27 protein-coding genes and 1 tRNA gene are annotated in these 24,111 nt (G+C 62.7%); 11 read left to right on the plus strand and 17 right to left on the minus strand.

Going from position 1 to position 24,111, the window contains the following annotated elements; translation table 11 throughout:
• Positions 1 to 149 precede the first annotated feature (149 nt).
• A complete protein-coding gene (locus ACRECS_RS21195) occupies positions 150 to 395 on the plus strand; it encodes a hypothetical protein (RefSeq protein ID WP_431584949.1) in 246 nt (81 codons plus the stop codon).
• On the opposite strand, the gene ACRECS_RS21200 is transcribed toward ACRECS_RS21195, so the two are convergent.
• Positions 384 to 929 carry a hypothetical protein gene (locus ACRECS_RS21200; protein ID WP_431584950.1) on the minus strand — a complete coding sequence of 182 codons (546 nt, stop codon included), beginning with the start codon at positions 927 to 929 and terminating at the stop codon, positions 384 to 386. The genes ACRECS_RS21195 and ACRECS_RS21200 overlap by 12 nt on opposite strands.
• A gap of 341 nt (positions 930 to 1,270) precedes the next feature.
• On the opposite strand from ACRECS_RS21200, the gene ACRECS_RS21205 reads away from it, so the two are divergent.
• Genes ACRECS_RS21205 through ACRECS_RS21215 form a run of 3 tightly spaced genes read left to right on the plus strand, consistent with a single transcriptional unit; the run spans position 1,271 to position 3,323 of the window.
• Positions 1,271 to 1,969, plus strand: coding sequence for an RHS repeat-associated core domain-containing protein (locus ACRECS_RS21205; RefSeq protein WP_431584951.1), 699 nt, complete (start codon positions 1,271 to 1,273; stop codon positions 1,967 to 1,969).
• Positions 1,962 to 2,354: a hypothetical protein gene (locus tag ACRECS_RS21210; RefSeq protein WP_431584952.1), complete on the plus strand. Its 393-nt coding sequence runs from the start codon at positions 1,962 to 1,964 to the stop codon at positions 2,352 to 2,354. Before ACRECS_RS21205 ends, ACRECS_RS21210 begins: the two co-directional genes overlap by 8 nt.
• Before the next feature lie 18 nt (positions 2,355 to 2,372).
• Positions 2,373 to 3,323 (plus strand): transglutaminase family protein, encoded by a 951-nt coding sequence (locus ACRECS_RS21215; RefSeq protein ID WP_431584953.1) that lies wholly within the window; start codon positions 2,373 to 2,375, stop codon positions 3,321 to 3,323.
• Here ACRECS_RS21215 and ACRECS_RS21220 read toward each other — a convergent pair.
• Together ACRECS_RS21220 and traA are read right to left on the minus strand one after the other, a co-directional pair.
• Positions 3,280 to 3,930 carry a hypothetical protein gene (locus ACRECS_RS21220; RefSeq protein WP_431584954.1) on the minus strand — a complete coding sequence of 217 codons (651 nt, stop codon included), beginning with the start codon at positions 3,928 to 3,930 and terminating at the stop codon, positions 3,280 to 3,282. The two genes, ACRECS_RS21215 and ACRECS_RS21220, sit on opposite strands and share 44 nt — an antisense overlap.
• 9 nt (positions 3,931 to 3,939) lie before the next feature.
• The gene (traA, locus tag ACRECS_RS21225) at positions 3,940 to 6,813 is read right to left on the minus strand and encodes a Ti-type conjugative transfer relaxase TraA (RefSeq protein WP_431584955.1); all 2,874 of its coding nucleotides are present in this window, start codon (positions 6,811 to 6,813) and stop codon (positions 3,940 to 3,942) included.
• Between the two features lie 171 nt (positions 6,814 to 6,984).
• On the opposite strand from traA, the gene ACRECS_RS21230 reads away from it, so the two are divergent.
• The 3 genes from ACRECS_RS21230 to ACRECS_RS21240 are packed head-to-tail and all read left to right on the plus strand — an operon-like array spanning position 6,985 to position 8,148.
• Positions 6,985 to 7,290, plus strand: a complete 306-nt coding sequence (locus ACRECS_RS21230) for a conjugal transfer protein TraD (protein WP_431584956.1) — start codon at positions 6,985 to 6,987, stop codon at positions 7,288 to 7,290.
• Positions 7,291 to 7,312: 22 nt separating this feature from the next.
• Positions 7,313 to 7,555, plus strand: coding sequence for a conjugal transfer protein TraD (locus ACRECS_RS21235; RefSeq protein ID WP_431584957.1), 243 nt, complete (start codon positions 7,313 to 7,315; stop codon positions 7,553 to 7,555).
• On the plus strand, positions 7,540 to 8,148 hold the full coding sequence (locus ACRECS_RS21240) for a class I SAM-dependent methyltransferase (RefSeq protein ID WP_431584958.1): 609 nt from the start codon (positions 7,540 to 7,542) through the stop codon (positions 8,146 to 8,148). The genes ACRECS_RS21235 and ACRECS_RS21240 overlap by 16 nt, the downstream gene beginning before the upstream one ends.
• Before the next feature lie 195 nt (positions 8,149 to 8,343).
• Here the strand turns inward: ACRECS_RS21240 and ACRECS_RS21245 are convergent, their stop codons facing one another.
• Both ACRECS_RS21245 and ACRECS_RS21250 read right to left on the minus strand, forming a co-directional pair.
• Positions 8,344 to 8,748 carry a sigma factor-like helix-turn-helix DNA-binding protein gene (locus tag ACRECS_RS21245; protein WP_431584959.1) on the minus strand — a complete coding sequence of 135 codons (405 nt, stop codon included), beginning with the start codon at positions 8,746 to 8,748 and terminating at the stop codon, positions 8,344 to 8,346.
• The gene (locus ACRECS_RS21250; protein ID WP_431584960.1) at positions 8,745 to 9,383 is read right to left on the minus strand and encodes a hypothetical protein; all 639 of its coding nucleotides are present in this window, start codon (positions 9,381 to 9,383) and stop codon (positions 8,745 to 8,747) included. Before ACRECS_RS21250 ends, ACRECS_RS21245 begins: the two co-directional genes overlap by 4 nt.
• 158 nt (positions 9,384 to 9,541) lie before the next feature.
• Here ACRECS_RS21250 and ACRECS_RS21255 point away from each other — a divergent pair, with 158 nt between their 5' ends.
• Both ACRECS_RS21255 and ACRECS_RS21260 read left to right on the plus strand, forming a co-directional pair.
• Positions 9,542 to 9,718 carry a hypothetical protein gene (locus ACRECS_RS21255; protein ID WP_431584961.1) on the plus strand — a complete coding sequence of 59 codons (177 nt, stop codon included), beginning with the start codon at positions 9,542 to 9,544 and terminating at the stop codon, positions 9,716 to 9,718.
• A 454-nt stretch (positions 9,719 to 10,172) separates the two neighbouring features.
• On the plus strand, positions 10,173 to 10,376 hold the full coding sequence (locus ACRECS_RS21260) for a helix-turn-helix transcriptional regulator (protein WP_431584962.1): 204 nt from the start codon (positions 10,173 to 10,175) through the stop codon (positions 10,374 to 10,376).
• Between the two features lie 52 nt (positions 10,377 to 10,428).
• On the opposite strand, the gene ACRECS_RS21265 is transcribed toward ACRECS_RS21260, so the two are convergent.
• The 8 genes from ACRECS_RS21265 to ACRECS_RS21300 form a co-directional block, all read right to left on the minus strand.
• Positions 10,429 to 11,664, minus strand: coding sequence for a tyrosine-type recombinase/integrase (locus ACRECS_RS21265; protein ID WP_431584963.1), 1,236 nt, complete (start codon positions 11,662 to 11,664; stop codon positions 10,429 to 10,431).
• Between the two features lie 163 nt (positions 11,665 to 11,827).
• Positions 11,828 to 11,902, minus strand: a tRNA-Glu gene (locus ACRECS_RS21270).
• 54 nt (positions 11,903 to 11,956) lie between these two features.
• On the minus strand, positions 11,957 to 12,352 hold the full coding sequence (locus ACRECS_RS21275; RefSeq protein WP_431584964.1) for a VOC family protein: 396 nt from the start codon (positions 12,350 to 12,352) through the stop codon (positions 11,957 to 11,959).
• A gap of 23 nt (positions 12,353 to 12,375) precedes the next feature.
• Positions 12,376 to 14,139, minus strand: coding sequence for a single-stranded-DNA-specific exonuclease RecJ (recJ, locus tag ACRECS_RS21280; protein WP_431584965.1), 1,764 nt, complete (start codon positions 14,137 to 14,139; stop codon positions 12,376 to 12,378).
• A gap of 400 nt (positions 14,140 to 14,539) precedes the next feature.
• Positions 14,540 to 15,562 carry a M28 family peptidase gene (locus tag ACRECS_RS21285; protein WP_431584966.1) on the minus strand — a complete coding sequence of 341 codons (1,023 nt, stop codon included), beginning with the start codon at positions 15,560 to 15,562 and terminating at the stop codon, positions 14,540 to 14,542.
• 52 nt (positions 15,563 to 15,614) lie between these two features.
• On the minus strand, positions 15,615 to 16,295 hold the full coding sequence (locus ACRECS_RS21290) for a prolyl hydroxylase family protein (RefSeq protein ID WP_431584967.1): 681 nt from the start codon (positions 16,293 to 16,295) through the stop codon (positions 15,615 to 15,617).
• A 136-nt stretch (positions 16,296 to 16,431) separates the two neighbouring features.
• Complete coding sequence (locus ACRECS_RS21295) at positions 16,432 to 17,427, minus strand: RcnB family protein (RefSeq protein ID WP_431584968.1); 996 nt, start codon at positions 17,425 to 17,427, stop codon at positions 16,432 to 16,434.
• A 148-nt stretch (positions 17,428 to 17,575) separates the two neighbouring features.
• Positions 17,576 to 18,115, minus strand: coding sequence for a (2Fe-2S)-binding protein (locus ACRECS_RS21300; RefSeq protein ID WP_431584969.1), 540 nt, complete (start codon positions 18,113 to 18,115; stop codon positions 17,576 to 17,578).
• Positions 18,116 to 18,207: 92 nt separating this feature from the next.
• Between ACRECS_RS21300 and ACRECS_RS21305 the strand changes: the two genes are divergently transcribed.
• Both ACRECS_RS21305 and ACRECS_RS21310 read left to right on the plus strand, forming a co-directional pair.
• The gene (locus ACRECS_RS21305) at positions 18,208 to 19,008 is read left to right on the plus strand and encodes a DODA-type extradiol aromatic ring-opening family dioxygenase (protein ID WP_431584975.1); all 801 of its coding nucleotides are present in this window, start codon (positions 18,208 to 18,210) and stop codon (positions 19,006 to 19,008) included.
• Between the two features lie 120 nt (positions 19,009 to 19,128).
• Complete coding sequence (locus tag ACRECS_RS21310; protein ID WP_431584970.1) at positions 19,129 to 20,436, plus strand: sugar MFS transporter; 1,308 nt, start codon at positions 19,129 to 19,131, stop codon at positions 20,434 to 20,436.
• Here ACRECS_RS21310 and ACRECS_RS21315 read toward each other — a convergent pair.
• From ACRECS_RS21315 to ACRECS_RS21330, 4 genes are all read right to left on the minus strand, one after another.
• Complete coding sequence (locus ACRECS_RS21315) at positions 20,433 to 21,554, minus strand: CaiB/BaiF CoA transferase family protein (RefSeq protein WP_431584971.1); 1,122 nt, start codon at positions 21,552 to 21,554, stop codon at positions 20,433 to 20,435. The genes ACRECS_RS21310 and ACRECS_RS21315 overlap by 4 nt on opposite strands.
• Positions 21,551 to 22,696 (minus strand): CaiB/BaiF CoA transferase family protein, encoded by a 1,146-nt coding sequence (locus tag ACRECS_RS21320; protein WP_431584972.1) that lies wholly within the window; start codon positions 22,694 to 22,696, stop codon positions 21,551 to 21,553. The genes ACRECS_RS21315 and ACRECS_RS21320 overlap by 4 nt, the downstream gene beginning before the upstream one ends.
• Before the next feature lie 2 nt (positions 22,697 to 22,698).
• A complete protein-coding gene (locus tag ACRECS_RS21325) occupies positions 22,699 to 23,883 on the minus strand; it encodes an acyl-CoA dehydrogenase (RefSeq protein WP_431584973.1) in 1,185 nt (394 codons plus the stop codon).
• 1 nt (position 23,884) lies between these two features.
• The coding region (locus tag ACRECS_RS21330) for a hypothetical protein (protein ID WP_431584974.1) at positions 23,885 to 24,111 on the minus strand (227 nt) is incomplete at its 5' end.

Genomic DNA, 24,111 nt, shown 5'->3' on the forward strand with positions numbered 1-24,111 from the left:
ATGTCGATACCCCGACGCTCAACGAACTGAGCACCGGCGATATCTATCCCGGCGCGCACTTTTCTTGGTTCCGCAACGATTGCTGGTCGACCTTTCTCGGTAAACTTCAGACACGGTATCTCAAATCCGAGAGCCTTGAGGAGTAATCCTTGATCGAGGCTATCGACATGCTGCGCTATCTCGTTCGCGACGCAGCTGGCACACAACATTTAACGCAAACCCCCGCCGCGTTGCTGGCATGGGCTGCTGAAGAACCACGAGTTGGTAGGCTTCCTCTGTTGGCGGTCGCCAGCCCCGCGCCCGACGCCGCGTCCATTTTCGGGATCGGAGTAAAGGTCATTCAATGGCATGCTTCGGGTGCAAAGCTGCTCAGCTATCTTATTCTATGGTGCTAGTCGCTTGAAGTAGAGAAGGGGAAACCAAGTTGAAACGTATGTCCAGCCGTTCTTAGTCATTTGGGTAATGACCGAACCCAGTGCGATGCGCCTGCGATATTCCCAAATTCGATCGGTAGGTCGAAATACTAAGGCAAGCTGTTCGGTCCGAATGAGTTCGTGTCCTTTTTCTCCCTCCTCGCGAAGAATGCTCATCTCGTTGATGGCGCTCACTCGCCTGCGAACAATTTCCTCTTCGCCTTGGCAGGGCATTCCCTCGTTAGTATCCACTGACTTAAAACGCTGCTGCGCCGCCTGCTTCGAGATGCCGAGTGCATTGCCGATGTCTATCCAGCTCAACCCTGTTCGCCGCGCAGCGCCGATCCAGCGGTGCAGAATGACCTTAGCTTCGTTGGCGACAAGGTCGGCAGCGACAATTGCATCGACGAAGCCTTCTGCTGCCTCTCCTGTAAATGGGGGATCGCGGCCCTCAGCCCATTCCAAAACTATAGCGGACGTCTTGCTCCTGATAGCCTGTTGTTCCGCAATTCTCATCACACTCTCCGTCAACCATATCTTGACGATCGGTCAATGATGCATTGACGAATAAGTGTCAACAAAAGGTTGACCCGTTTTACCAAAATGCTTCAAGCCCATCTCAGCAACCGCCTTCGGGCCGCCGATCCAACGGCGTTTCGTAGGGGTCACCATCGTCAAGCCCTAATGGCTTGGTTTGAAGGCAATTTTTGTATCTTGGGCGATTACCGTCCCACATATTGCCCCACGCATTGATTGAGCCGCACTCGCGCGCCGGGTCCAAACCAAATCGACGCTATCGTCGATTGACGCATCTCGTTTTGCGTGTTCAACTCGCAACTTAACATGGGGGCCTGGGGATGGTGCAGAGTCGTTGGTTGGTCGCAACAGCCACTGCTGTGATTGTAGCGTGCTTCGGCAACAGCGTAGCAAGTGCGCGTTTTTTGCAGGTCGATCCAGTCGGCTACAAAGATCAGGTCAATCTCTACACCTACGTTGACAACGATCCGACCAATAAGACTGATCCGACCGGCTTGTATGAGTGTACCGGCAGCAAGTCTCAATGCGGTGCCGTGGAGGCTTCGTACAACAGAGCCGCTGCGGCGCTGAAGAGCGACAATTTGTCGAAAGCGGATCGGACGAAGCTTCAGGGCGCGTTGACCGCCCTAGGTAGACCGGGTCAAGCCAACGGAGTTAATGTTGGATTTGCGTCCAGTAACGCCATTGCACGTGCTACCAACGGTCGCTCGGATATCGGTTATACGGAGCAAGGCGCGAAGGGTACAATCAATATCCGGCTGAATAACAATTTCGGAACGCTCTATGACGGCTACCCCGGCGCAAAATTCGGCAAGGATTTTAGTCGGCTTTCCCCTCGAGATGAACGATCCGGAATTTTCGTGCACGAAGGCAGGCACGTTTATCAATACCGGAACGGCATGACTCCGGATTCCTATATGCGTGACACACAGCGTTACGAGAGAGATGCGAAGGATACGGGCAAGCTGGTGAACAAGGCATATGGCTCTGTGTCCGTGTACGACACACCAGATGAATAGCTATATAGTGGTGAGAAAAATACGCTTCTCCATCTTTGTGCCTATAGCCGTTGGATTTTGTCTAACCGCCAACGCTTCTCCTTGCAAAGTATTTGGAAAATCTTGGTATCGACTGGATGAACGTGGGCTGGAACTTAGTTCACCTATTATGAATATTGAATACCGACAAGGATCGATATTCCGTGACGGAAAAAAGATTGATCGTCCGGCGCTATTAACTGACCTTCATGATAGCGCGTCTCTTCAGCCGCATCCGAGGGTATTGCTGTTGGTTGCGCAAGCAGACTGTAAAAAATACAGGCGTTTAGTTCGAGAAATTGAACAAACGGGCATCTGCAAAGACTCTGGCTGTTTATATAAGTTCAAAAGTAAGCGTAGAACATAGACGGGGTTAGCGCGGTTTATGACGTTAATCCTCCGCTGGCTCGCCGCCACGCTGCTGATGATTTCATCCGGAGCAGCGTTAGCCGCACCGTCCACACCGGCCAATTCTCCTGCTCAAATTATTCGTCAGACGCTTCTGCAACCGGAATCACAGCTTGACTATCTGAAGGCGACTATCGCGTTCGAGAGGCTGATTGATCCTAGAACCGATGCAACCTCTACTCAGACGACGATTGCTCGTCTGGTCGATGCCACTCGACAGATGGCCGGACCAAAGCCCACCGACTCCTACAAACTCTCGGCGACGCGCCAGGCAATCTACGTCGCCGGTACATGGAACTACAATCGCGCATTCAGCTACGATCTCGACGATCCGCTCGGGCAGCATATCAAGAATCGCCTGCTCTCGACTTACATCCAGACGCGCAAGGGCAACTGCGTCTCGATGCCGACGCTGTTTCTGATCATTGCCGATAAGATCGGCTTGAACGTCCACCTCGCGACAGCGCCGCTGCATCTCTTCATCCGCTACACGGATCCGAGCGGGGTCGATCATAATCTTGAGACGACCAGCGGCGGCCATGAAGCACGCACCGAGTGGTATCGTCAGAATCTGCCGATGACCGATCGGGCGATCGAGAGCGGCGCCTATATGCGCACCCTGACCAAGCGCGAGACGATCGCCGAAATGGCAACCACGGTCATGGATTACCTGCTCGACCAGCGCCGCTATCAGGAAGCGATCGACGTTGCCGATGTGATTTTGGGTATCGTGCCGCGCGACGCCTATACGATGGTCAAGAAAGGTAGCGCGCTCGCAGGGCAGTTGCAGGTCGAGTTCATCGACAAATATCCGAACCCTGCCCTGATTCCCGCAGCGCTCCGGCCACGCTATCAAATGCTCGCGGCTGCGAACGCAAAGGCGTTCAAGGACGCCGAAGCGCTGGGCTGGCAGGAACCGGCGAAGTAGGTTCCACGGTCTGCGGCTGCGCCTCCACCGGCGCGCCGGCGTTGCGGCGACGCGCGACCATGATTAAGCGCTGACCCGCCTCGTTCATGTCCAGTCGCATCAGGCGCGCCGCCATTCTCTCCGGGACATTCCAACGGGCGGGAAGCGCGCGCGCGATTTCGCCGGGTAGGACCGACCACAAGATGATTCCGGCAATCGCGCCCGCTAACACAGCGCCAACGAGCCAGCGGTTTTGGCGGTCGGCGGTCCAAGCCTTCTCGACAATACCGTCGATACTCGTGATCGAGCCTTTCAGGGCGGCGCTTGCGCGGTCGAGATTGTCGCGGTCGCCCGCGCGCGCCTTCGCGCTCGCTTGGACCATTTCGGCGGCAAAGCTGTCTGGCGTGAACTTCATCGCCGGACGATCGGCGATCGTCCGCATGAAGGTTCCGATCTCGGCGAGCCGATTGGCGGTGGCGTCGAGGGTCGCGGTATAGTCGGGCGCGTCCTGTCGCTCGGCCGTCAAACCCTCGACCGCGCGGCGGAGCAAACTCACCTCGCCGCGTAGTGCCGCGAAGGCTGTGGCTGGATCGTCGGTAGGGTCCGGTTGCGGGAATTGGCTGTCCATGCCGCAACCCTACAGGCTCAAGCCAATGTCGCGCGAGCGGCTGAGCCATTTCTGGAGGTCGTGGGACAAGGATGCGCCGGAATCGACACGGATTCCGATCTGCGGCAAGCGCTGACGGACCAGCGACTCGATCTGCGGGTCGCGCTCCAGACTCTTCGCCATCATGCCCATGTCGGCACGAACGCGCGCGACGCCGCGGTCGTCATAGTCGCGCCGGAACGCCTGTTCGCGATTGGCGAGCTTGTTCCAATCCTCGATGAAGCGGTTCGCGCGCGACACTGGGTTGATGCGCACCTCGGCTTCGAGCGCCATCGCCCGGATCGCTTGGCCGGTGCGGCCTTTGGCCGCGTCGTCGATCAGGCCAGGATCGCGGGAAATCGCTTCACGCATGTCGCGAGCTGCACCGGGACGGATCGCGTCAAGCGCCTTGCTTGCGGTTTCGAGCGCGGTCGCCTGATGCGGCAACGCTTCGCCACCTCGGCTGCGCACCGCCACGATGGCTTGCGCCGCGCGGGCGAATCGCTCGACCGCCCGATCGAGGGGTGTTCGGTCGGGTGCGGCTACAACCGGCTGCGCGCTCAGTTTGAGGCCATCGAACATCCCGCGCTGGGGTGGTGGGCTTTGCGGGAGCGCTCGTTCGTTCGCGGCCCTCGCTGGCGATGGCACGTTGATCGCCCGCCGGTCGGCAAAGTCGCGGGTGTAGTCGGACGCCATATCCTTCGCCCGGTCGCGCGATAGCGTCCTGACCAGCTTGCCCTGGTCGGCGAAGTCGTCGCGGCCATAATGAAGATCGACATCATCGCGGTGGCGCGACAGTGCGACATAGGCGGCTTGGCGATCAAGGCCCGGCGTAGCGAGCACATGTGTTTGATCGACCGTCACGCCCTGCGTCTTGTGGACGGTCGCGGCGTAGCCGTGGTCGATTTGATTGTATTCCTTCACGTCGAACGCGACCGATCGGCCATCGTCGAGCATCACCGCTGCCCGTGTGGTGGTAAGGTTCTGAATCGTGCCGAGCGTGCCGTTCTTCACGCCAAGGCTGCGCTCATTTTTAAGGAACATGATCCGGTCGCCGGTGGCGAACTCTCGTCCACCGCGCTCTGTTCGCACCGTGATGTCCTCGCCAAGCGCGCCGGACGCGCGCAGCCGGTCGCGCGCGGCCAGGTTAAGGTCACGAACCTCATCATTGGTATGGGTGAGAATGATGCGGCTCGCGTCGGGTCGCGCCTGCCGGTCGCGATCCCAACGCTCGACAAGGTCGGCGCGCGCTTGCTGACGGGTTTCGGCGGCATGAACATGGCCGCGCTCGTCATAGGCGCCGATCGCCTCGCCGGTGCGCCCGGTGGCAAGCTGGCGCGTCGCGTCACGCTGCCAGTCCTCGCGCTGGCGGCGAATGTCGGTGATCTCGACGCCGCCGTGGCGCTCGGCAATCGAGCGGAACGCCGCACCCGCCTCGATCGCTTGCAACTGCTCGGGATCGCCGACCAGCACGACCTTTGCGCCTCGCTTCTCGGCTTCGCTGACGACGCGCTCCATCTGACGTGAGCCGATCATCCCGGCCTCGTCGATCACAAGAACATCATTGGCATTGAGGAGGTCGCGGTCCTGCGCCCATTGGTGCTCAAGGCTCGCAATTGTTCGCGACGCGATGCCCGATCCGCTTTGCAGATTCTCCGCCGCGATGCCGGAGAGCGCCGCGCCATACACGCGGTAGCCAGCGCTCTCCCATCCGTCGCGAGCAATACCCAGCATGACCGATTTACCTGTGCCAGCATAGCCGGTGACGATTGCAAGATCGCGGCCCCCAGCTACATGCGCGAGCGCGGCCTGCTGCTCTCCCCCGAGTATGAGGCCGCGACTTTCGGCGGCGGCAATGGCTTGGTCCATCGTCGCCGCCGAAAGACCATGCCCGGTCCGCTCGGCCATCGCCTGCGTTGCGCGCTCAAGCCGCTGTTCGGTCTCGATCATGTCGCGGCTGGTGAACCGTTCCTCGCCTCGGCCATCCTTCCCCAGCTGGACTAGATCGGGCGAGGCCCGCACGGCGGCGTTTACCTGATCGAACTGATCTTTGCCGTCGCTGTGGCGGTGCGCGAACATCGCCAGATCGCGTTTGGTGAACGTCGCCTGCTGCCGCGTGATCGCGTCGAGCGCGATGCGCGGGTCGGCGATGATCTTGTCGCCGTTCGATCGCGCGATGTCGTGGTGTTCGTCGAGCCGCTCTGATTCCAGCCCTTGCGCCGTCATGCGCGATGCGGCGGGGCCGATCTTGTTCTGCGGCTCCAACTCGATGCCCTGCGCGTCAAGGCTGCGGTGATCGATCCGTGCGTCGACATCGAGTTCGGCAAGGCGCTGGTTGACGTGCTCACCCCAGCGCTCGCGCCAATTCTCTAAAAGTTCAGTGCGGTTCCACTCGCGGACCTTCGGGCCGAATCCCTCCTCGCCCACCTCGCGCATCGTCAGCATGACATGCGCATGGGGTTTGGGCATTCCGTCCGCGCCAACATCCCAATGGACATTGAGGTCGGCTATCATGCCGCGATCAACAAACTCTGTTTGCACGAAATCGCGTGCGAGCCGGATACCCTCGGCTTGATCGAGTTCACGCGGAATCGCAAACTCGATCTCGCGGGCAAGCTGCGCGTCGATCCGCTTTTCGCCCGCCTCGACCTCGTTCCACAGCCGCTCGCGGTCGGACAGATGCGCAGGCGCGCCCTCCGGCAACATCACCTCGGAATGGACGACTCCAGCCTTATTCGAGAAATCGTGATGCCGGTCGATCCGTTCGTCATGCAGCCGGGAGGCCGAACGATAGGCAGCGGAAGCAACCGCGCTCGATCCGTTGGCGCGGGAAATCACCTTGGCCGAGAAATGGTAGATCGCCATGACGGCAATCCAATTACACTTAAAGCAGCACGTCGGCACGACGTATAAGCGCGCCCTTCTCGAAAATTTCTCCGAAGGGACTAGGTGGTTCCACACCGTCCCGGCGACTCTACTGCTTCACCGCCGCTATTCTTCTATCATAGCGTCATCATCACTCAACGGAGACTTTCGATGCGTAAAATTCGCGACTTCGATTCGGAACTCAAAGCGCTCGCCGGCAAGGCCCGCCAACTCAAGGAACGCCGGGTGCGCCAGCTTGGCGAACTGGTCGCGGCGACGGGTGCCGATGCGCTCGACGCCGATCTGTTCGCCGGGGCGCTGCTCCATGCCGCCGCGATGAAGGACGCCGCGACCAAGGAGGGCTGGCGCAAGGCGGGCGCGGCGTTCTTTCGCAGCAAGGAACGCAAGCCTGCGGGCGGACCTGCTGGCCAGCAAAGCGGCGCTCTCCCGCTCAACGGCGGCGCGGCATCGGCTTGAGGCACGAAAGGCGCGAACCGACATGCGCGATTGGGCTGTCAAACGCCGCGAGCGAACGCGGCATCTGATCGAATTGGGCGGCATCGTCATCAAGGCGGGGCTGGTCGATCTGACCGATGATGACCGTGCCACACTCTACGGCGCGTTTCTTACCGTCGCGGACAGACTGCGCGGCGACGAACGCGACAGTGCGCTTGCGCTGTGGAAGCGTAAGGGTAAGCGCGCATTCGAGGCAGAATTGGAAGACCGATGCAGGACGTTCTGAAGGGATACGCCGCCGCCGCCACAGCGGACTTCATCGCCGCGTATGACGGACTCGCGCCAGAAAGCATATACGAGCACGTTATCGACCTATTCCCAAGCCGCAATGCCAAGATCGTCGATATTGGAGCCGGAACGGGCCGAGATGCGGCTTGGTTTGCGGACAAAGGACACGACGTGCTTGCCATCGAGCCGGTGCGAGAACTTCGCGAGGCTGGTCAGGCGGTTCACACCGCCACGAATATCAGGTGGTTAGATGATCGCTTGCCAGAGCTTGGGGCAGTGGTGCCCTACGGCACCTTCGATCTCGTGACTCTATGCGCCGTGTGGCAACACCTTACCGACGAAGATCGGGCAATCGCCATGCCTCGTCTTGCAACGGTCGCCGCCTCGTGCGGAGTCCTCATTATGTCGCTTCGTCATGGCCCCGGCGCTGTCAACCGCAGGGTGTTTCCAGTATCGTCCGACATGACGGTCGAAATGGCATCGGCGTGTGGGTTCCGCCTCATACGCAGGCAGGATGCCAACTCCGTCCAAGCCGGTAATCGAGCGATGGGCGTATCATGGACTTGGCTAGCGTTCGAAAAGGTCCGCTAACAAGACGCTCCACATCGGAGACGATAGGCTTGTTGCCTTCATCGGCTTCCAGCAGTTCCCACCCAAGCGTCTCGGCGCATGGAGGCTTCGTGAAGCCATCAAAAACGCTCATCGATCCCCGCCGGTATTGGTCTTTCGCTTCCGCAATTTCTCGCTCGATCGCGGCAACACGTTAGGATCAATCTGCGCACGCTTCTACGCGCGCGGCCTCGTCAAGCCCAACAACCATTGCTCGAATGTCGGCCGCTTACCGGTGACGCGCCGGATGACGCGCAATGTCCACCCGGCGATGCCGACTTCATTCAACCTTCTGTGGCAATGAGCGCGATAGCGATGGTGCAACGTGGCTTCCGCCTCGGCGATCAGTTGGCGCGGTCGGGGCCGGTACATCGTGCGATCGACCGTCGCGCAAATTACCGACAAGGCTTCGACGATACAGGCCTCCACGACCGGGATTGTGATCGATAGCCCATCGGCGATCTCGACATAGGAAAGGTCGTCCACACGGTGCAGCAGGAACACGACGCGCGAGAGCGGCGGGAGCCGATCGACTGCCTCCTCGTAGAGGGCGAGCGTTTCCGTGTCTGCGCGCACCGTCACGCCGCGCCTCCGCATCCCCGACGCAGACCGGCAGGCCGAGGATGCCCGGTGACATCATGAACGCGGTCCAGCAGTGTGCGGATGAGCGGGCGGACCTGATCCGGGGTGAACCCGCCATCATCCATCGGCGGGTCGCCGATCAGGTGCGGATAGCCCCATTTCCAATAGGGCGAGAGAATGACCGCCAGCCGCGCCAAGTCGGGGCAAACATGCCCGAACCCGGTTGTGTTGGCGTAGGCCAGCGCCTTGGCGATGTCCTGCCGGATATGCTCGGCGTTCCACGCATCGGGAAAGCCAACGTCGAGCAGATGCGCGCACAGCGCCAGCTTGGCGATGCCGCCCGCCTGATGCAGCGTTTCGCGGACATAGCGGAGATCGGAGAAGAAACCTGCCTCAATCGGGGAGAACGAGATTTCCGCACAGTGATAGCGGTCGCGGCTCAAGCTTCGCCCCTCCCGGCTACGGCGCAGCAAGGCGGGCGCATCCTCGTAACGTTCGTGAAGCGCCGCCAGCGCCTCGGTCCAGGGCGAGGCAATCGCCGGGACCGCGACAGGTATGGCGACCAATCTGCTGAGCAACGCGCGGCGCGACGTGCCGCCTATCGAATCGCCGGGAGCAAGATCGCGTGAGGTCATCGGCCTGCCTTCGTCATCGGGTCATCCGGGAGCGTGTTTGCACCTCCGAGCGATTAAGCGGCACCGCTTATAACCTGATTGACAGGAAATATGCAATAACCGGCACCGCTTATATTGCTTCCGATTGAACACCCGCCGGGCCCGGTTACGACGCTGGTATGGGAAGGCCGCCGCTCAACGTGAAATCAACCAACGTCCGTCTGCCGGAGGGCCTTGGCGGTCGTATCGACAAGCTGGTGGGCCGCCAGCGGCGCGCGGCGTTCATTCGCAGCGTGCTTGAACGCGAAGTCGAGCGACTTGAGAAGCTGGGCGATCAAGCCAACCAATCCCGCTGAATCCGATCTCTGGAGGGCGTTCGATTCGCTTCGGGTGTCTGATTGGTAAGAATAGGCGCAGGAATGGCTAAAGCGGCACTACAGTGCCTCCCCCCTTGCGGGCCGGGATCACCTGGCGCAGCCTGATTGCTGGCGGGCAGACCTCCAAAGTTTTGGAGCGTTGCCGTGAACGATTCGACCTGACCCATGCGCCGTGCCGCAAGCCGATCTGCCTGAAGGGCACTGACCGGCGCGCTATTCGGGACACAGTGGGATAAAAAATGGATCGCCGCGACTTCGGCGGACCTACGCCATTTTCCGCCAGTCGCCGCCAGTCGCCGCTGATCTCCGCCAGCGTCCTACTGTTGTTCTGCAAAGGGCTCTTGGTGCCCCGGAACGGCTCTTGTCCGGCGCACCAGACTGCCCGATGTTGATCCATAGGGGCGCGCAACACCATGATTGACGAGACTTCCCCATGAACAATCACGATCGTATCATTCGTTTGAGGACCGTCCTTGACCGCACCGGCCTTTCCCGCACGACGCTCTATCGCAAGATGGGCGAGGGAACTTTCCCGAAGAACCTCAAGATCAGCGTCCACGGCACCGGCTGGCGCGAGTCCGCCGTCAATCAGTGGATGGCCGATCCGCTGGGCTACCGGGAGGAGCGGGGCGTCTGATGCCCGCCGTTGCCGTGCCCTCCCCGATTGTCGGGGAGGGCACGGTTTCCGATCAGGCGGCGTCGCTCTTCGCTTTCCCGAACTTGCCTGTGACGATCTTCTGGCCATCGCGCAGGAAGTCGAGATGGTCGGACCAATGCTGCATCATGCGGACGCGCTCGTCCCAATATTCCCCGCGCGTATAGGCGCGCCGCACGGCGTTATTGTCGCAATGGGCAAGCTGGCGCTCGATCGCGTCCGGATGCCATTGCCCCATCTCGTTGAGCAACGTCGCCGCCATCGCCCGGAAGCCGTGGCCGGTCATTTCGTCCTGCGCGAAACCCATCCGACGCAAGGCCGCGTTGACCGTGTTTTCCGACATGGGCCGATCGGTCGAACGCAGCGACGGGAACAGGAAGCGGCTATAGTCGGCGTCATGCTCGATGGTGCCGAGAATGGCGAGCGCCTGGGCGGAGAGGGGGATGCTGTGCGCGCGCCGCATCTTCGTCTTGTGCGGCGGGATCGTCCACAGCGCCTTGTCGAAATCCACGTCGGCCCATTCGGCGTGGCGTAGCTCGCCGGGGCGGACGAACACATGGGGCAACAATCGCAGCGCCGCCTTGGTGTTGGCGAAACCCTCGAACGCCTCGATCGCGCGTAGCAGACCGCCTGCTTTATCCGATGACGTGATAGCGGCCCTGTGGACGGGCTGGGGAGCGATCAGCGCGCCGCGCAGGTCCGCTGCCACATCGCGCTCGGCGCGCGCCGTGGCGATGGCGTAGCGGAATATCTGGCTGCATGTGCTGCGCAGCCGCTTGGCCGTCTCATACTTGCCCTTGCCCTCCATCTTGCGGAGCATGGTCAAAATCTCCTGTGCGGTGATGGCGGTGACCGGGCGCTTGCCGATCGACGCATTGATGAAGTCCAGCAGCCAGCGCAGTTTCTTCATCGTGACGGTGGAGCGGCCTTCGCGCTCGACCTTCACCAGCCATTCGTCGGCGACGGCCTTGAAGCTGTTGGATGCGGCTACGGTGGCAGCAATCCGGTCCAGCTTGATCTTCTCGGCGGGGTCGTCGCCGCGCGCCAGCACCTTGCGGGCGGCATCGCGCTGCTCGCGGGCGTCGGCAAGGCCGGTGTCGGGATAGACGCCGAACGCCAGCGTCTTCTGCTTGGCGAAGTGGCGGTAGTTCATCCGCCAGTAGCGCCCGCCATTGGGGGTCACATAGAGGAACAGGCCATCGCTATCGGTGAGTTTATAGGGCTTTGCCCGGCCCTTGGCGTTTTTGATCGCAGCGGCGGTGAGCGCCATGATGGTATCTCCGTTTCGGGGAGGGCCGCGCTACCATCAGACATACCATCAACATGCTGGTATCCGGTGGTCCAAGACCGCTCCGTATGGGATACCTATACCACAAAAAACCGCAGAAATCCGCCGCTTACGGCATATTCTGGAACCCCCTGGGAGAGGATTTTGGTGACCCCTACGGGAATCGAACCCGTGCTTCAGCCGTGAAAGGGCCGCGTCCTAACCGCTAGACGAAGGGGCCGTACCCGCGAGCGGGATGAGCAGGTGACGCGCCTAGGGAAATGGTACGCGCGGGTCAAGCCGCTGTGTCGTCATATTTGCGATGACATACCGCCTGAAGCTTGTTTCCGTCGGGATCGCGCACATAGGCACCGTAATAATTGGCATGATAGTGCGGTCTGAGGCCGGGCCGCCCCTCGTCGCTGCCGCCATTTGCCAGCGCGGCGGCATGAAACGCATCGACCGCCGCACGATCGGCCGCAAGGAAGGCGGCATGCGGTCCGTTGCCGGGATGTGGTGCACCCTGATTGAACGGCGTGCCGATGAACAGCTTCTGTCCCGCCAGGTCGCCAAAAGCGAGCCCGCCGTCAAGCTGGAATGGCTGACCGATACCAAGAGCTGCCATCACCGGTTCGTAAAAGGCCCGCGAACGATCGATGTCGCTGCTGCCCAGCGTGATATGGCTGAACACGCCTCTCTCCTCAGCCTGTTCCGTCAATCCGCCCACGCCGCGTCGTCGAGATGAAGTTCGGCGGCCGGGCGCGATCCCCAGTCATCGATCCGTGCACGCCCAGCGAGCCATAATTTGCGATGTGGCGGTGCACCGAGCAAGGCAAGGCCCAGCGCGGTATCGGCCTGGCGGAATGCCACGGTCTTGATCGTGCGTCCGTCATCGCCCACGACGACCGCGCGGACATGGCCATTCCCGACGATATCCGCCTTGATGATGCGGACCGGCCCGGCCACCACGCGAGGCTGCGGCCAGCCCATGCCGTAGGGCCCGCCAAGGTCCATTGCCTCGACCAGGGCCGGTGTGATGCCGCCCGGCGCGAGCAGCGCGTCGAGCAGCAGCGCACGGTCGCCGATCGACCGCGCAACTGCATCGGCGAGGCGCGATTCGAGGAATTCGGCGAACGCGTCGAGCTGGCCCGCGTCGATCGTCAGCCCCGCCGCCATGGCATGGCCGCCGCCCGCGACCAGCAGGCCGCTATCCTTTGCCGACAGCACCGCGGCGCCGAGGTCCACACCGGAGATCGAGCGGCCCGATCCCTTGCCCATGCCATGTTCGTCGACTGCGATGACAATCGCCGGGCGGCCATATTTCTCCTTCAGACGGCCCGCGACGATCCCGATCACCCCGGGGTGCCAGCCCTGGCCGGCGACGACGATCACCGCCTGGTTGCTCTTGTTCAGCGCCAGCGTCTCGGCGCCTTCCTGGACCAGCGCCTCGATCGCGCGGCGTTCCTCGTTCAGCCGGTCGAGCTCGGCGGCGATATCGGCCGCCTCCTGCGGGTCGCGCGTGGTCAGCAGCCGCACGCCGAGATCGGACTTGCCGACTCGCCCGCCGGCATTGATCCGCGGCCCCAGCGCGTAACCGAGATCGGTCGCGGTCGGCGCACGCGTCAGGCGGGAGGCGGAGATCAGCGCATTGAGCCCGATATTGCGCCGCTGCGCCATGACCTTCAGCCCCTGCGACACGAACGCGCGATTGAGGCCTTTCAGCTGCGCGACATCGGCGACAGTGCCGAGCGCGACAATATCGAGCAGGTCGAGCAGGCGCGGCGGCTCACGCCGCTCGAAATAGCCGCGTGCCTTCAGCGTGCGGATCAGCGCCGCGCCGAGCAGGAAGGCGACGCCGACCGCGGCGAGATGGCCGTGTGCCGCGCCCTCGGTTTCATCGAGCCGGTTAGGGTTCACCAGCGCATGAGCATGGGGCAGGGCAAGCGCGCATTTGTGATGGTCGACGACGATCACATCGACGCCCGCGACGCGCGCCTGCTCGAGCGCGTCGAACGCCTGCGCGCCGCAATCGACCGTGACGATCAGGCTCGCCCCTTCCGCCTTCAGCCGCACCAGCGCCGCACCCGATGGGCCGTAACCCTCCATCAGCCGGTCGGGAATATAGGGTTTCGCCTCCAGCCCGAGATCGCGCAGCAACAGGATCATCAGCGCCGCGGAGGTGGCGCCATCCACGTCGTAATCGCCGAAGATCGTCACTGCCTCGCCCGACTGCACCGCATCGGCCAGCCGTTCGGACGCCTTGTCCATGTCGTGGAAGATCGACGGATCGGGCATGAAACCGCGAATGCTCGGCGATCGGTGCGCCTCCAGCTCCTCGCGCGGACAGCCACGTGCAAGCAGCAATTGCGTGACCAGATCGTCGGGCGCGAATCCCGGATCACGCGTGTCGGTTTCCAGCGCACGCCAGCGCCATGGCTGGCCAAGGATAGAGCGGGTGATGTTGAGGACAGTGCTCATCGGGGTAACGCGACGGGAATGATCTGGAAAAGCTGCATCGGCCGACACTGGCATATTTGCGCCGCGCTGGCACGATTTGTTCTGCACGCGGATCGCAGGGTGCCGATATCGCTACAGCCCGATGCCCGATTCAATGCGAACTGCCGTTCGTCCAAAGTGAAGCTGGACATGGTGTTCACGCGCCGCCGGCTCTTTCTCATTGTTGTAAATTATGATCGCGATCGACCCCTGTTCCGGCAGAAATCGACCGCTGTTCCACCCCTGTTATTCGATAACAGGGGTCGTTGGTGTCAAGTTATTGAAATGTAGGCGTAAATACTCCAGGAAAATCCAACATAACAGGGGTGAAACGGCAGCGTTTTTTTTAAAGGCGAATAACAGCGGAAAACAGGGGTGGATTTTAGCGCCAATCCCGGATCACGCGCTCCAGCCCCGACACGACTCGCGCCAGCCGCTCATAATCCACCTTGTCCGGCGTGTCCGCCGCGGTGTGATAATGCGGATAGCGGAACGGTGCGGTGTCGGTGATCATCAGCGCCGGGACGCCGACCTGGCCGAACGACCAGTGATCCGACCAGTCTATCCCCTGGATAAAGGCTGGCGCCGTGCCGCCGACGCTGGGGAAGGGGGTTCGCGTCCGGAATGATCCGATCGTCTTGCGCACGAACGACCGCGAAGAAACCGTGCCGGCAAAGGCGATGAAATCGCCCCTGTCCGGATAGAGCATGTCGAGCGGGACGGGGTAGTGCTGGCTGCGCGCGCGGTCGCTGTAGAAACCCATGGTCTCCAGCGACATCATGCCGATCACGCGCTCGCCGGACTGCTTCAGCCGTTTGGCGTAAACCAGGCTGCCCATCAGCGGGGTCTGGAAATAGGGCGGCTCCTCATTGACGAACAGCACCAGCCTGATGCGATACCGCGCCGTGCCGCGCAGGTCGGCGAGCCGCCGCGCCAGCTCGATCACTCCCGCCGTGCCCGATCCATTGTCGTTCGCGCCCGGCGCCAGGCCGGCACTGTCGTAATGCGCGCCGATCACCAATGTCCCGGCGGTGGGGAGAATGGGTTCGATCACCACTTCGATGTTGCGCACAATCTGCCCGTCGGCGCGAAACCGCTGGCGCTCCACCTTGTAACCGAGCGTGCTCAGCACACCCTCGATATAGGCGGCGGATTGTTCGAGTTCCTCGGCATGCTCGATATTATGCGGCGTGCTGGCGATCGCCTCGACATGCGCGCGCAACCGCGCTGCCATCACGGCCTGATCTGCGGTCAGCGGCGGCAGCGTTCCGGTGTGGGAGATGCCCGGTACCGCGGTCATCCACAGCACCACAGCCACCGGGAGCAGGAAGATCGCAGCGACAATCGACGCCGCAAGGATCTTCACCGCCCGTTCGCTCAGATTGCCGATCCATTGCAGAACCATCCGCGCCCCTCCGCTATCGTTCCGCGCACGGTAGCAGCGTCCCGCATCGGTGCTAGCCTTTCAGCCAGGCCCCTTCGCGGAACCATTTTGTGACGATATATTTGGTCCCGCGCACCACTGGCATGCCTTCGTGCAGTGTCTTGTCATTGGGGCTGCCATCGGGGTTCATATTGTTCCAGGCGAGCAGCAGGCCACGCTTCGGCGCAACACGGATACCGGCCTGCGGGAACCAGGTTGCGCCGCCTTCCTCGACATCGTTCAAATAGATCATCGCGGTCCAGGTGCGTTGCCCACCGCTCGCCTGCATTGCCGCCCAATAGCTTTCGCCGTGGTGGAAATAATCGTGATGCGCGCGGAATTGCTGGCCGGGCGCATAACGCTGGCCTTGCATTGTCTCGCCATGGCTGGGGTCGATGCCGAGCAGACTGGCGATTGCTTCGTCGGTCGGGCGCACATCGGGCGACCAGCGATCCATATCGCAACTGTCGCTGGTGCGGAAACCGTCATCGGCCCGATCGGATAACAGGGTTGAAGGACGCCGATTGGTGTCGATCAGCTTGACCAGCTTGCCGCACTGCAGCGGGTTGAGAAAGTCGGAATGGTAATAGATCTGCGCGGCGTCGATCTTGGCGCGCTTGATCGCGGGATTGGCCTCCAGCCGGCGCGCGGTGGTTGCTCCGGCAAGCTGGCGAACGGGCGAGGCCAGGATGGGCTTTTTGGCGAATAGGGTCACGACCGCGCAATTTGCCGAGCGATCGCCAAAAGGCAAGACCCGCCGGACTTCTCGCCCAAACGGCCCGACGTTCTCCGTCCAAAGAAAAGCCCGCCGGGTTTCCCCGACGGGCTTGTCCTGACGAAACGAGGTTGGCTTACCAGAAGATGCCGTACACCGTGTCGACCACTTCGCCGGTGTAGATATCGACCAGCAGCGCGTCATTATAATAGCGCACCCAGCGATACGGCCCGTACGCTTCCGGCAGGCCATAGCCTTCCGCATCGTCGATCCAGTAATTCTGGTTGAACAGGATCGAGCTCAGCGTGAAGCCGATCGAGAAGCGACGATAGCCATAGCTCCAGCCATAGGGCGCGTAATAGCGCGGCAGGTGATAGGCATTGCGATTGCGCAAGCGCCGGTCGTTCCAGTTGTAGCGGCCGTCGCGGCGCCAGTCGCGGTTCCAGGCGCGGTGATCATTGCCGCGATTGCCACGCCAGTCGCCGTTGTTGCGGCCGTCGTTGCCGCCGCGATTGCCACGCCAGCCGCCGTTGTTGTCGCGACCATCATTGCCGCCGCGGTTGCCACGCCAGCCGCCGTTGTTGTCGCGACCATCATTGCCGCCGCGGTTGCCGCGCCAGCCGCCGTTATTGTCGCGACCGTCATTGCCGCCGCGGTTGCCGCGCCAGCCGCCGTTATTGTCGCGGCCGTCATTGTCGCCACGGTTGCCACGCCAGTCGCCGTTGTTGCGACCGTCGTTACCGCCGCGATTGCCGCGCCAGCCGCCATTATTGTCACGACCGTCATTGCCGCCGCGCCCCGGCTGTACCTGGGGCCGCGGCTGGGGTTGAGGCTGGGGCTGCTGGACATCGGGCCGCTGCGCTTGCGGCCGGCCTTCCCATCCCCGGCCCTGGGGGCGACCTTCCCAATTGCCGCGTCCCGAACCATTGCCGCGACCTTCGAAAGTCTGCGGGCGCGGCTGCGGCTGAGGCTGCTGGATCTGCGGCGCCGGGCGCGGGCTTTCGGCCCGCGGAGCCGGCCGCTGGCCGCCGTCATTGCCGCGACCCTGGCGAATTTCTCGACCGCGGTCCTCACGTTGACCATTCATGTCCCCCGCCGAAGCCATCGACGGGATCAGGGCTGTTGCGGCCATCAAGGCCGCCAATATCGATGCACGCATTTTGAACCCTTCCATAGCACCGGCGCACAAAGGCCCGGTTGATGGACGGGGTATGCGCCATTCCCGATGAGCCGTTTCTGAATTACGATGACAGCATTGCGAAAGGTTTCGGGACAATTCCCTATTTGGTGGGCAGCAGCGCCGGAACAAGTCTTGCTGCATCTGCGGGATCGATCCCGGATGGCACGCCGGCGGGGATCGTTTCATCGCCGCGTTGCGCGCGCGCCGCGCGTAATACTGCCTCGACCAGGCGGGGGTAGATGCCGCAGCGGCACAAATTGGTGATATTCTCCCGGATATCGTCCTCGGTCGGGTTGCCGTTCTTCTTCAGCAGGACGGCGGTCGCCATGATCATGCCGGGAATGCAGAAGCCGCATTGCGGTACATTCTCGGCAATGAAGGCCAGCTGCGCCGGGTGATCCCGTTCGCGCGACAAGCCCTCGATAGTGGTGACGAAGCTTCCTTCGATCGAGCCGATGGTGGTCTGGCAGGAGCGTACCGCCTGACCATCGATATCGACCGTGCACGCGCCGCAATGGCCGTTGCCGCAGCCATATTTCGTGCCGGTCAGGTTGGACGCGTCGCGCAATGCCCAGAGCAGGGGCGTCGACGGATCCATCCGGTACTGGATCGGCTGATTGTTGACGGTGAAACGGGTCATGTACCGACCTTAGCGACATGGCGGCCATTGCGAAACGGGGCGTTTCCGAACGGCGCATTGCCCATGAACCAGGTGCGGCCGATATCCGGACCATGACATTGCCAACTCTTTTCGTGCCTCATGGGGGCGGTCCCTGCTTCTTCATGGACCCGGCCGGCGGACCGCCCGATGCGATGTGGCGGCCGATGCAGGCCTATCTCGCCGGCCTGATCGGTTCGCTGCCCGAACGGCCACGGGCGATCCTGCTTGTCTCGGGGCATTGGGAGGAACAGGACGTCACCGTGCATGTCGGCGACGGTCAGCCGCTGATGTATGACTATTTCGGCTTTCCCGCGCATACCTATCACCTGCAATGGCCCGCAGCCGGCGCGCCTGACGTCGCGCGCCGTGCCGGCGAGCTATTGGCGGCGGCGGGTTTCCCGGTGCGTGAGGAAGCGGCGCGGGGCTGGGATCACGGCGTGTTCATCCCCATGATGGTCGCGCTGCCCGACGCGGACATCCCGCTGGCGCAGATGTCGCTGCGCAAGGATCTCGACCCGGCAGCGCACATCGCGATCGGCCGTGCGCTGGCGCCGCTGCGCGATGAGGGTGTACTGATCATCGGCTCGGGTATGAGCTTCCACAATCTGCGCGTTCGCGGTTCTCAGGTCACGTCGGTCGCCGATCAATGGGATGCGGCCCTGACCGAAGCGGTGATCGATCCCGATCCGGCGGCACGGGCCGAGCGCGTGATCCGATGGGAGGAATTGCCTCATGCCCGCTTCGCGCATCCCGAGGCGGAGCATCTGCTGCCGCTGATGGTCGCGCTCGGAGCCGGCGGTGATGGTCCTGCGGTGCGCGACTATCGCGACCATGTGCTGGGCTGGGCCGTGTCGGGATATCGCTTCGGCTAGATGAATTGCGAACGTTCCCAGCGATTATGCGCGAGGCCGATTGCCAGATAGTGCGGCAATGCGCCAAGGTGCTTTGCGAGTCACCGGTACCTTAGACGCCGGAAGATAGGGAGCGCCTGAATGCACGTTGATCCGACCACCACGGCACCAGGCGCATTGCCTGTCGATGAAACCGCGACCAAGGGCGTTGATGCGCCCGACCTTCAGGTGTTCGTCTTCGCGCTGTTCTTCATCTTCGGCGGCATCACATCGTTGAACGACGTGATCATCCCCAAGCTGAAGGACCTTTTCACGCTCAGCTATGCCCAGGCGTTGCTGGTGCAATCGGCCTTTTTCGCCGCCTATTTCATCTTCTCGATCCCCGCTGCGGCGATCGTCCGCAAGGCCGGCTATATGCGTGCTGCATCGATCGGCCTGCTGACCATGACGGCGGGCTGCCTGTTGTTCGTCCCGGCGTCGCAGTCGGGCACCTTTGCGGTATTCCTGCTTGCGCTGTTCGTGCTCGCGGCCGGGATCACCACGGTGCAGGTGGTGGCGAACCCGCTGATCTCATTGCTCGGGCCGCCGCGTACCGCGCATAGCCGCCTGACCTTCGCGCAGTTCTTCAATTCGGTCGGCACCACGGTATTCCCGATTGTCGGCTCGATCCTGATCCTGGGCTCGCTGGCGACGGTCGATGTCTCGACCCTGAGCGGCGCTGCACTCGATGCCTATCGCACGGCGGAAACCCAGATGGTGGTGCGCACCTATCTCGGGCTGGCAGTGGCGCTGGTCATTGTCGCAGCCGTGGTATGGACCCGGCGCAACCGGCTCGGCAATGTCGTCGACGATACGGGCAGCGTGCTGAAGGCATTCGGCCTGCTCGTCCGGCCGCGCTTCGGTATCGGCGCGATGTGCATCTTCCTCTATGTCGGCGCCGAAGTCGCGATCGGCTCGCTGATCGTCAGCTATCTCGAACAGACCAATGTCCTGGGCTTCGACGCGGTCACCGCCGGCAAGCACGTCGCCTATTATTGGGGCGGTGCGATGGTCGGCCGGTTCATCGGAGCCTTTGCGTTGCGTGTCTTCTCGCCCGGCAAGGTGCTGGCAGTCGTGTCGGTCGGCGCCATCGCGCTGCTGCTCGTCTCGACCAATACGACGGGCGCTATCGCCGGCTGGTCGTTGCTGGCGATCGGTCTGATGAACTCGATCATGTTCCCGACCATCTTCAGCCTTGCCAGCGAAGGCCTCGGACGGCGGGCGGCCGAAGGATCGGGGATCATCGCCATGGCGATCGTTGGCGGTGCGGTCATCCCGCCGCTGACCGGATTGATCGCCGATCATTCGACGCTGCAGTTCGCGATGATTCTGCCTGCGGCGTGCTACGCGATCATCTTCGCTTATGGCCTGTATGCGCGCCGTCCGGCGCCGGAACTCGCTGCAAGCTAAGCGGTCAGCGCGGCGATCTCGTCAGGTGAGAATCCGCACTCGGCGAGGATCGTGGCGCTCTCCGGGCCATTCGGTGCCGTCGGCATGACGGTCTCGCTGACCGAATAGCGCGGGGCAGGGGCGGGCTGGACGATCCCGCCCACCTCGACGAACGCGCCGCGCGCGACGTTGTGCGGATCGGCGACTGCCTCATCGAAGCCGAGCACCGGCGCGAAGCACACTTCATGACCCTCGAACGCGGCGCACCATTGGTCGCGGGTGCGGGTCCTGAACATTTCGGTCAGGCGTGCCTTGAGCGATGGCCATCGGCGCGGGTCGAACTGCGAGGCCCATTCGTCGCCGTTCAGTGCCATGACCTGGCGGAGTGCGGCATAGAATTGCGGTTCGATCGCACCGATCGAAACCCATTTCCCATCAGCGGTTTCGTACGTGTCGTAGAAATGTGCGCCGCCATCGAGCAAATTGGTGCCGCGTGCGTTGCTCCACCGACCAGCCCCGCGAAAGCCCCAGATCATGCTCATCAATACCGCCGACCCCTCGGTCATAGCGCAATCGACCACCTGACCGCATCCGGTCGCTTTCGCGCTCAAAATGGCGCTGAGCATGCCGAAGGCGAGCATCATCCCGCCGCCGCCAAAGTCGCCGACCATGTTGATCGGGAAGCCGGGCTTGCCGCCGGCCGGACCATAGGCGTGCAGCGCGCCCGACAGCGCGATATAGTTGATATCGTGGCCCGGAGCCTGGGCCAGCGGCCCGGTCTGGCCCCAGCCGGTCATGCGACCATAAACGAGCTTGGGGTTGTCGCCGATCAGCACATCCGGGCCGAGTCCGAGCCGCTCCATCACCCCGGGCCGAAACCCTTCGAACAGGCCGTCGGCGGTCGCGGCGATCCGGCGCACCGCTGCGATTGCCTCTGGCTCTTTGAGGTCAAGCGTGATCGTACGGCGCGAGCGGAGCAACGGATCGGTGCTCTCCACTGTGACGCTCTTGGCGCCGCCCGGGCGTGCGATACGGATCACCTCCGCGCCGTGATCGGCAAGCATCATGCCGCAAAACGGGCCGGGGCCGATGCTGCCGATCTCGACGATGCGAATGCCGTGTAGCGGCGGCGTGGTCATGGCTCGATCTCCGGATTGTCCGCCCCCAGCATCGGTGCAGCACGATCAAGTGCAAGACCGGACTCGGAGAAAGTGATCGGCGTGCGCAGTCCCGGGAGCGTCTGGCCGTCGCGATCGAGTGTCAGCGCCATGCCGCGATGCACCACCTGCGGATCGGCAAAGGCCTGGGCGACGGTGTTGATCGGCCCGGCGGGCACGCCGACGCCCTCCAGTGTGGCGAGCAGCGGGTCGCGATCAAGCAGCGAGGTCGCTTCAGTGATCGCAGCGAATAATGCCGGCTTGTGCTCGAGCCGCCCGGCATTGGTCGCATAGCGCGGATCGCTGGCCAGTGCGGTGAGCCCGAGGGCCGCACAGAAGCGCTGATACTGTCCGTCATTGCCGACCGCGAGGATGAACCAGCCGTCGCGCGTCGGGAAGACGGCATAGGGCGACACGTTCATATGCGCATTGCCGACCCGTGGCGGCGTCACGCCGCTGACGAAATAGTTCATCGCCTGATTGGCCAGCACGCCGGTCATCGTGTCGAGCAGCGACATGTCGATCTGCTGCCCGCGCCCGGTCTTCTCGCGCGCGGCGAGCGCCGCCTGAATCGCGATCACCGAATAAAGCCCGGTGAAGATGTCGGCAAAGGCGACGCCGGTCTTTTGCGGCGCGCCGTCGGGCTCGCCGGTCAGGTCCATGATCCCGCCCATGCCCTGGATGATGAAGTCGTAACCGGGACGATGTGCATAGGGCCCGGTCTGGCCGAAGCCGGTGATCGAGCAATAGACCAGCCGCGGATTGAGCGCGCTCAGGCTGGCATAATCAAGGCCGTATTTGGCCAGTGCGCCAACCTTGAAATTCTCGATCACGACATCGGCATCGGCGATCAGCGCGTGGACCTGCGCCTGGCCTTCGGGCGTGCGGAAGTCGATCACGACCGATTTCTTGCCGCGGTTGGTGGCGTGGAAATAGCCCGCGTCGCGGCTGCCGTCGGGATTGGTGATGAAGGGCGGGCCCCAGGTGCGCGTATCGTCACCCTCGGGGCTCTCGACCTTGATCACGTCCGCGCCGAGATCGGCCAGCGTTTGGCCCGCCCAAGGCCCGGCGAGGATGCGGGCAAGCTCGACGACCTTCAGGCCGGTGAGGGGCGGCGCACCCATGATCAGAATGCCGCAATCCCCGTGATCGCGCGGCCAAGGATCAGCGCATGGACGTCATGCGCGCCTTCATAGGTGTTGACCGTCTCGAGGTTCATCAGGTGGCGCATCACCTGATATTCGCCCGAAATGCCGTTGCCGCCATGCATGTCGCGGGCGTGGCGCGCGATATCGAGCGCCTTGCCGACATTGTTGCGCTTGACGATCGAGACCATCTCCGGCGCGAAACGGCCTTCATCCATCAGCCGGCCGACGCGAAGCGACGCCTGCAGGCCGAGCGCGATCTCGGTCTCCATGTCGGCGAGCTTCTTCTGATAGAGCTGATTGGCGGCGAGCGGCTTGCCGAACTGATGCCGGTCGAGGCCATATTGCCGCGCGGCGTGCATGCAGAATTCGGCCGCGCCGAGCGCGCCCCAGCTGATCCCGTAGCGCGCGCGGTTGAGGCAACCGAACGGCCCCTTCAGGCCCTGCACCTCGGGAAGCAAGGCATCCTCGCCGACCTCGACGCCGTCGAGCATGATCATGCCGGTGATCGACGTCCGCAGCGACAGCTTGCCCTCGATCTTGGGCGTCTCGAGGCCCTTCAGGCCCTTTTCCAGGACAAAGCCGCGAATGCCGCCGCCATGATGGTCGGACTTGGCCCAGACGATGAAGACATCGGCGATCGGCGAATTGGAGATCCAGGTCTTGGCACCCGACAGGCGATAGCCACCGTCGATCTTCTCGGCCTTGGTGCGCATCCCGCCCGGGTCGGAGCCGGCATCGGGCTCGGTCAGGCCGAAACAGCCGATCCATTCGCCGCTCGCCAGCTTGGGCAGATATTTATGCTTCTGCTCCTCCGAGCCATAGGCGTAGATCGGATACATCACGAGGCTCGACTGCACGCTCATCATCGAGCGATAGCCGGAATCGACTCGCTCGACCTCGCGTGCGACCAAGCCGTAGGCGACATAGGAGGCGCCGACGCCGCCATATTGCTCCGGCACGGTCGGCCCGAGCAGGCCAAGCTCGCCCATCTCGCGGAAGATCGCGACATCGGTCACTTCATTCTGGAATGCGTCTATGATGCGCGGCGCGAGCTTTTCCTGCGCATAGGCGCGCGCCGTATCGCGGATCATCCGCTCGTCATCCTCGAGCTGGTCGTCGAGGAAAAAGGGGTCCGCCCAGTCGAATTGGCCCATGCCGCTCATGTCAGTCTCCAAACGCTGGATTGCCGTTGCCAGTTTGGCGGGGTTCTTGTCCAGCCGTGTGGGTGAATCGGATGGACGGTGTACCTGTTATCGATTTTCTGTGTGAACTGATGGGGTGGATGCCCCCTTCGCCCGGCATCGTATGATGCCTGACCGGCGCGACAGTGCGCTGGAGAAGGAGGAGCACATGACTGACGTTCACATTCTCGCGATCGATCTTGCCAAGCG

The organism is Sphingomonas sp., assembly GCF_050725575.1.
Lineage (GTDB): Bacteria > Pseudomonadota > Alphaproteobacteria > Sphingomonadales > Sphingomonadaceae > Sphingomonas.

What these genes read in the sequence shown, in the direction of transcription:
- ACRECS_RS21240 (WP_431584958.1), top strand. Translation starts at nt 7,540, where the DNA reads ATGCAGGACGTTCTGAAGGGATACGCCGCCGCCGCCACAGCGGACTTC.
- ACRECS_RS21260 (WP_431584962.1), top strand. Translation starts at nt 10,173, where the DNA reads ATGAACAATCACGATCGTATCATTCGTTTGAGGACCGTCCTTGACCGC.
- ACRECS_RS21235 (WP_431584957.1), top strand. Translation starts at nt 7,313, where the DNA reads ATGCGCGATTGGGCTGTCAAACGCCGCGAGCGAACGCGGCATCTGATC.
- ACRECS_RS21265 (WP_431584963.1), bottom strand. Translation starts at nt 11,664, where the DNA reads ATGGCGCTCACCGCCGCTGCGATCAAAAACGCCAAGGGCCGGGCAAAG.
- recJ (WP_431584965.1), bottom strand. Translation starts at nt 14,139, where the DNA reads ATGAGCACTGTCCTCAACATCACCCGCTCTATCCTTGGCCAGCCATGG.
- ACRECS_RS21215 (WP_431584953.1), top strand. Translation starts at nt 2,373, where the DNA reads ATGACGTTAATCCTCCGCTGGCTCGCCGCCACGCTGCTGATGATTTCA.
- ACRECS_RS21230 (WP_431584956.1), top strand. Translation starts at nt 6,985, where the DNA reads ATGCGTAAAATTCGCGACTTCGATTCGGAACTCAAAGCGCTCGCCGGC.
- ACRECS_RS21325 (WP_431584973.1), bottom strand. Translation starts at nt 23,883, where the DNA reads ATGAGCGGCATGGGCCAATTCGACTGGGCGGACCCCTTTTTCCTCGAC.
- ACRECS_RS21310 (WP_431584970.1), top strand. Translation starts at nt 19,129, where the DNA reads ATGCACGTTGATCCGACCACCACGGCACCAGGCGCATTGCCTGTCGAT.
- ACRECS_RS21200 (WP_431584950.1), bottom strand. Translation starts at nt 929, where the DNA reads ATGAGAATTGCGGAACAACAGGCTATCAGGAGCAAGACGTCCGCTATA.
- ACRECS_RS21255 (WP_431584961.1), top strand. Translation starts at nt 9,542, where the DNA reads ATGGGAAGGCCGCCGCTCAACGTGAAATCAACCAACGTCCGTCTGCCG.
- ACRECS_RS21250 (WP_431584960.1), bottom strand. Translation starts at nt 9,383, where the DNA reads ATGACCTCACGCGATCTTGCTCCCGGCGATTCGATAGGCGGCACGTCG.
- ACRECS_RS21285 (WP_431584966.1), bottom strand. Translation starts at nt 15,562, where the DNA reads ATGGTTCTGCAATGGATCGGCAATCTGAGCGAACGGGCGGTGAAGATC.
- ACRECS_RS21210 (WP_431584952.1), top strand. Translation starts at nt 1,962, where the DNA reads ATGAATAGCTATATAGTGGTGAGAAAAATACGCTTCTCCATCTTTGTG.
- ACRECS_RS21320 (WP_431584972.1), bottom strand. Translation starts at nt 22,696, where the DNA reads ATGGGTGCGCCGCCCCTCACCGGCCTGAAGGTCGTCGAGCTTGCCCGC.
- traA (WP_431584955.1), bottom strand. Translation starts at nt 6,813, where the DNA reads ATGGCGATCTACCATTTCTCGGCCAAGGTGATTTCCCGCGCCAACGGA.
- ACRECS_RS21315 (WP_431584971.1), bottom strand. Translation starts at nt 21,554, where the DNA reads ATGACCACGCCGCCGCTACACGGCATTCGCATCGTCGAGATCGGCAGC.
- ACRECS_RS21220 (WP_431584954.1), bottom strand. Translation starts at nt 3,930, where the DNA reads ATGGACAGCCAATTCCCGCAACCGGACCCTACCGACGATCCAGCCACA.
- ACRECS_RS21300 (WP_431584969.1), bottom strand. Translation starts at nt 18,115, where the DNA reads ATGACCCGTTTCACCGTCAACAATCAGCCGATCCAGTACCGGATGGAT.
- ACRECS_RS21205 (WP_431584951.1), top strand. Translation starts at nt 1,271, where the DNA reads ATGGTGCAGAGTCGTTGGTTGGTCGCAACAGCCACTGCTGTGATTGTA.
- ACRECS_RS21295 (WP_431584968.1), bottom strand. Translation starts at nt 17,427, where the DNA reads ATGGCCGCAACAGCCCTGATCCCGTCGATGGCTTCGGCGGGGGACATG.
- ACRECS_RS21305 (WP_431584975.1), top strand. Translation starts at nt 18,208, where the DNA reads ATGACATTGCCAACTCTTTTCGTGCCTCATGGGGGCGGTCCCTGCTTC.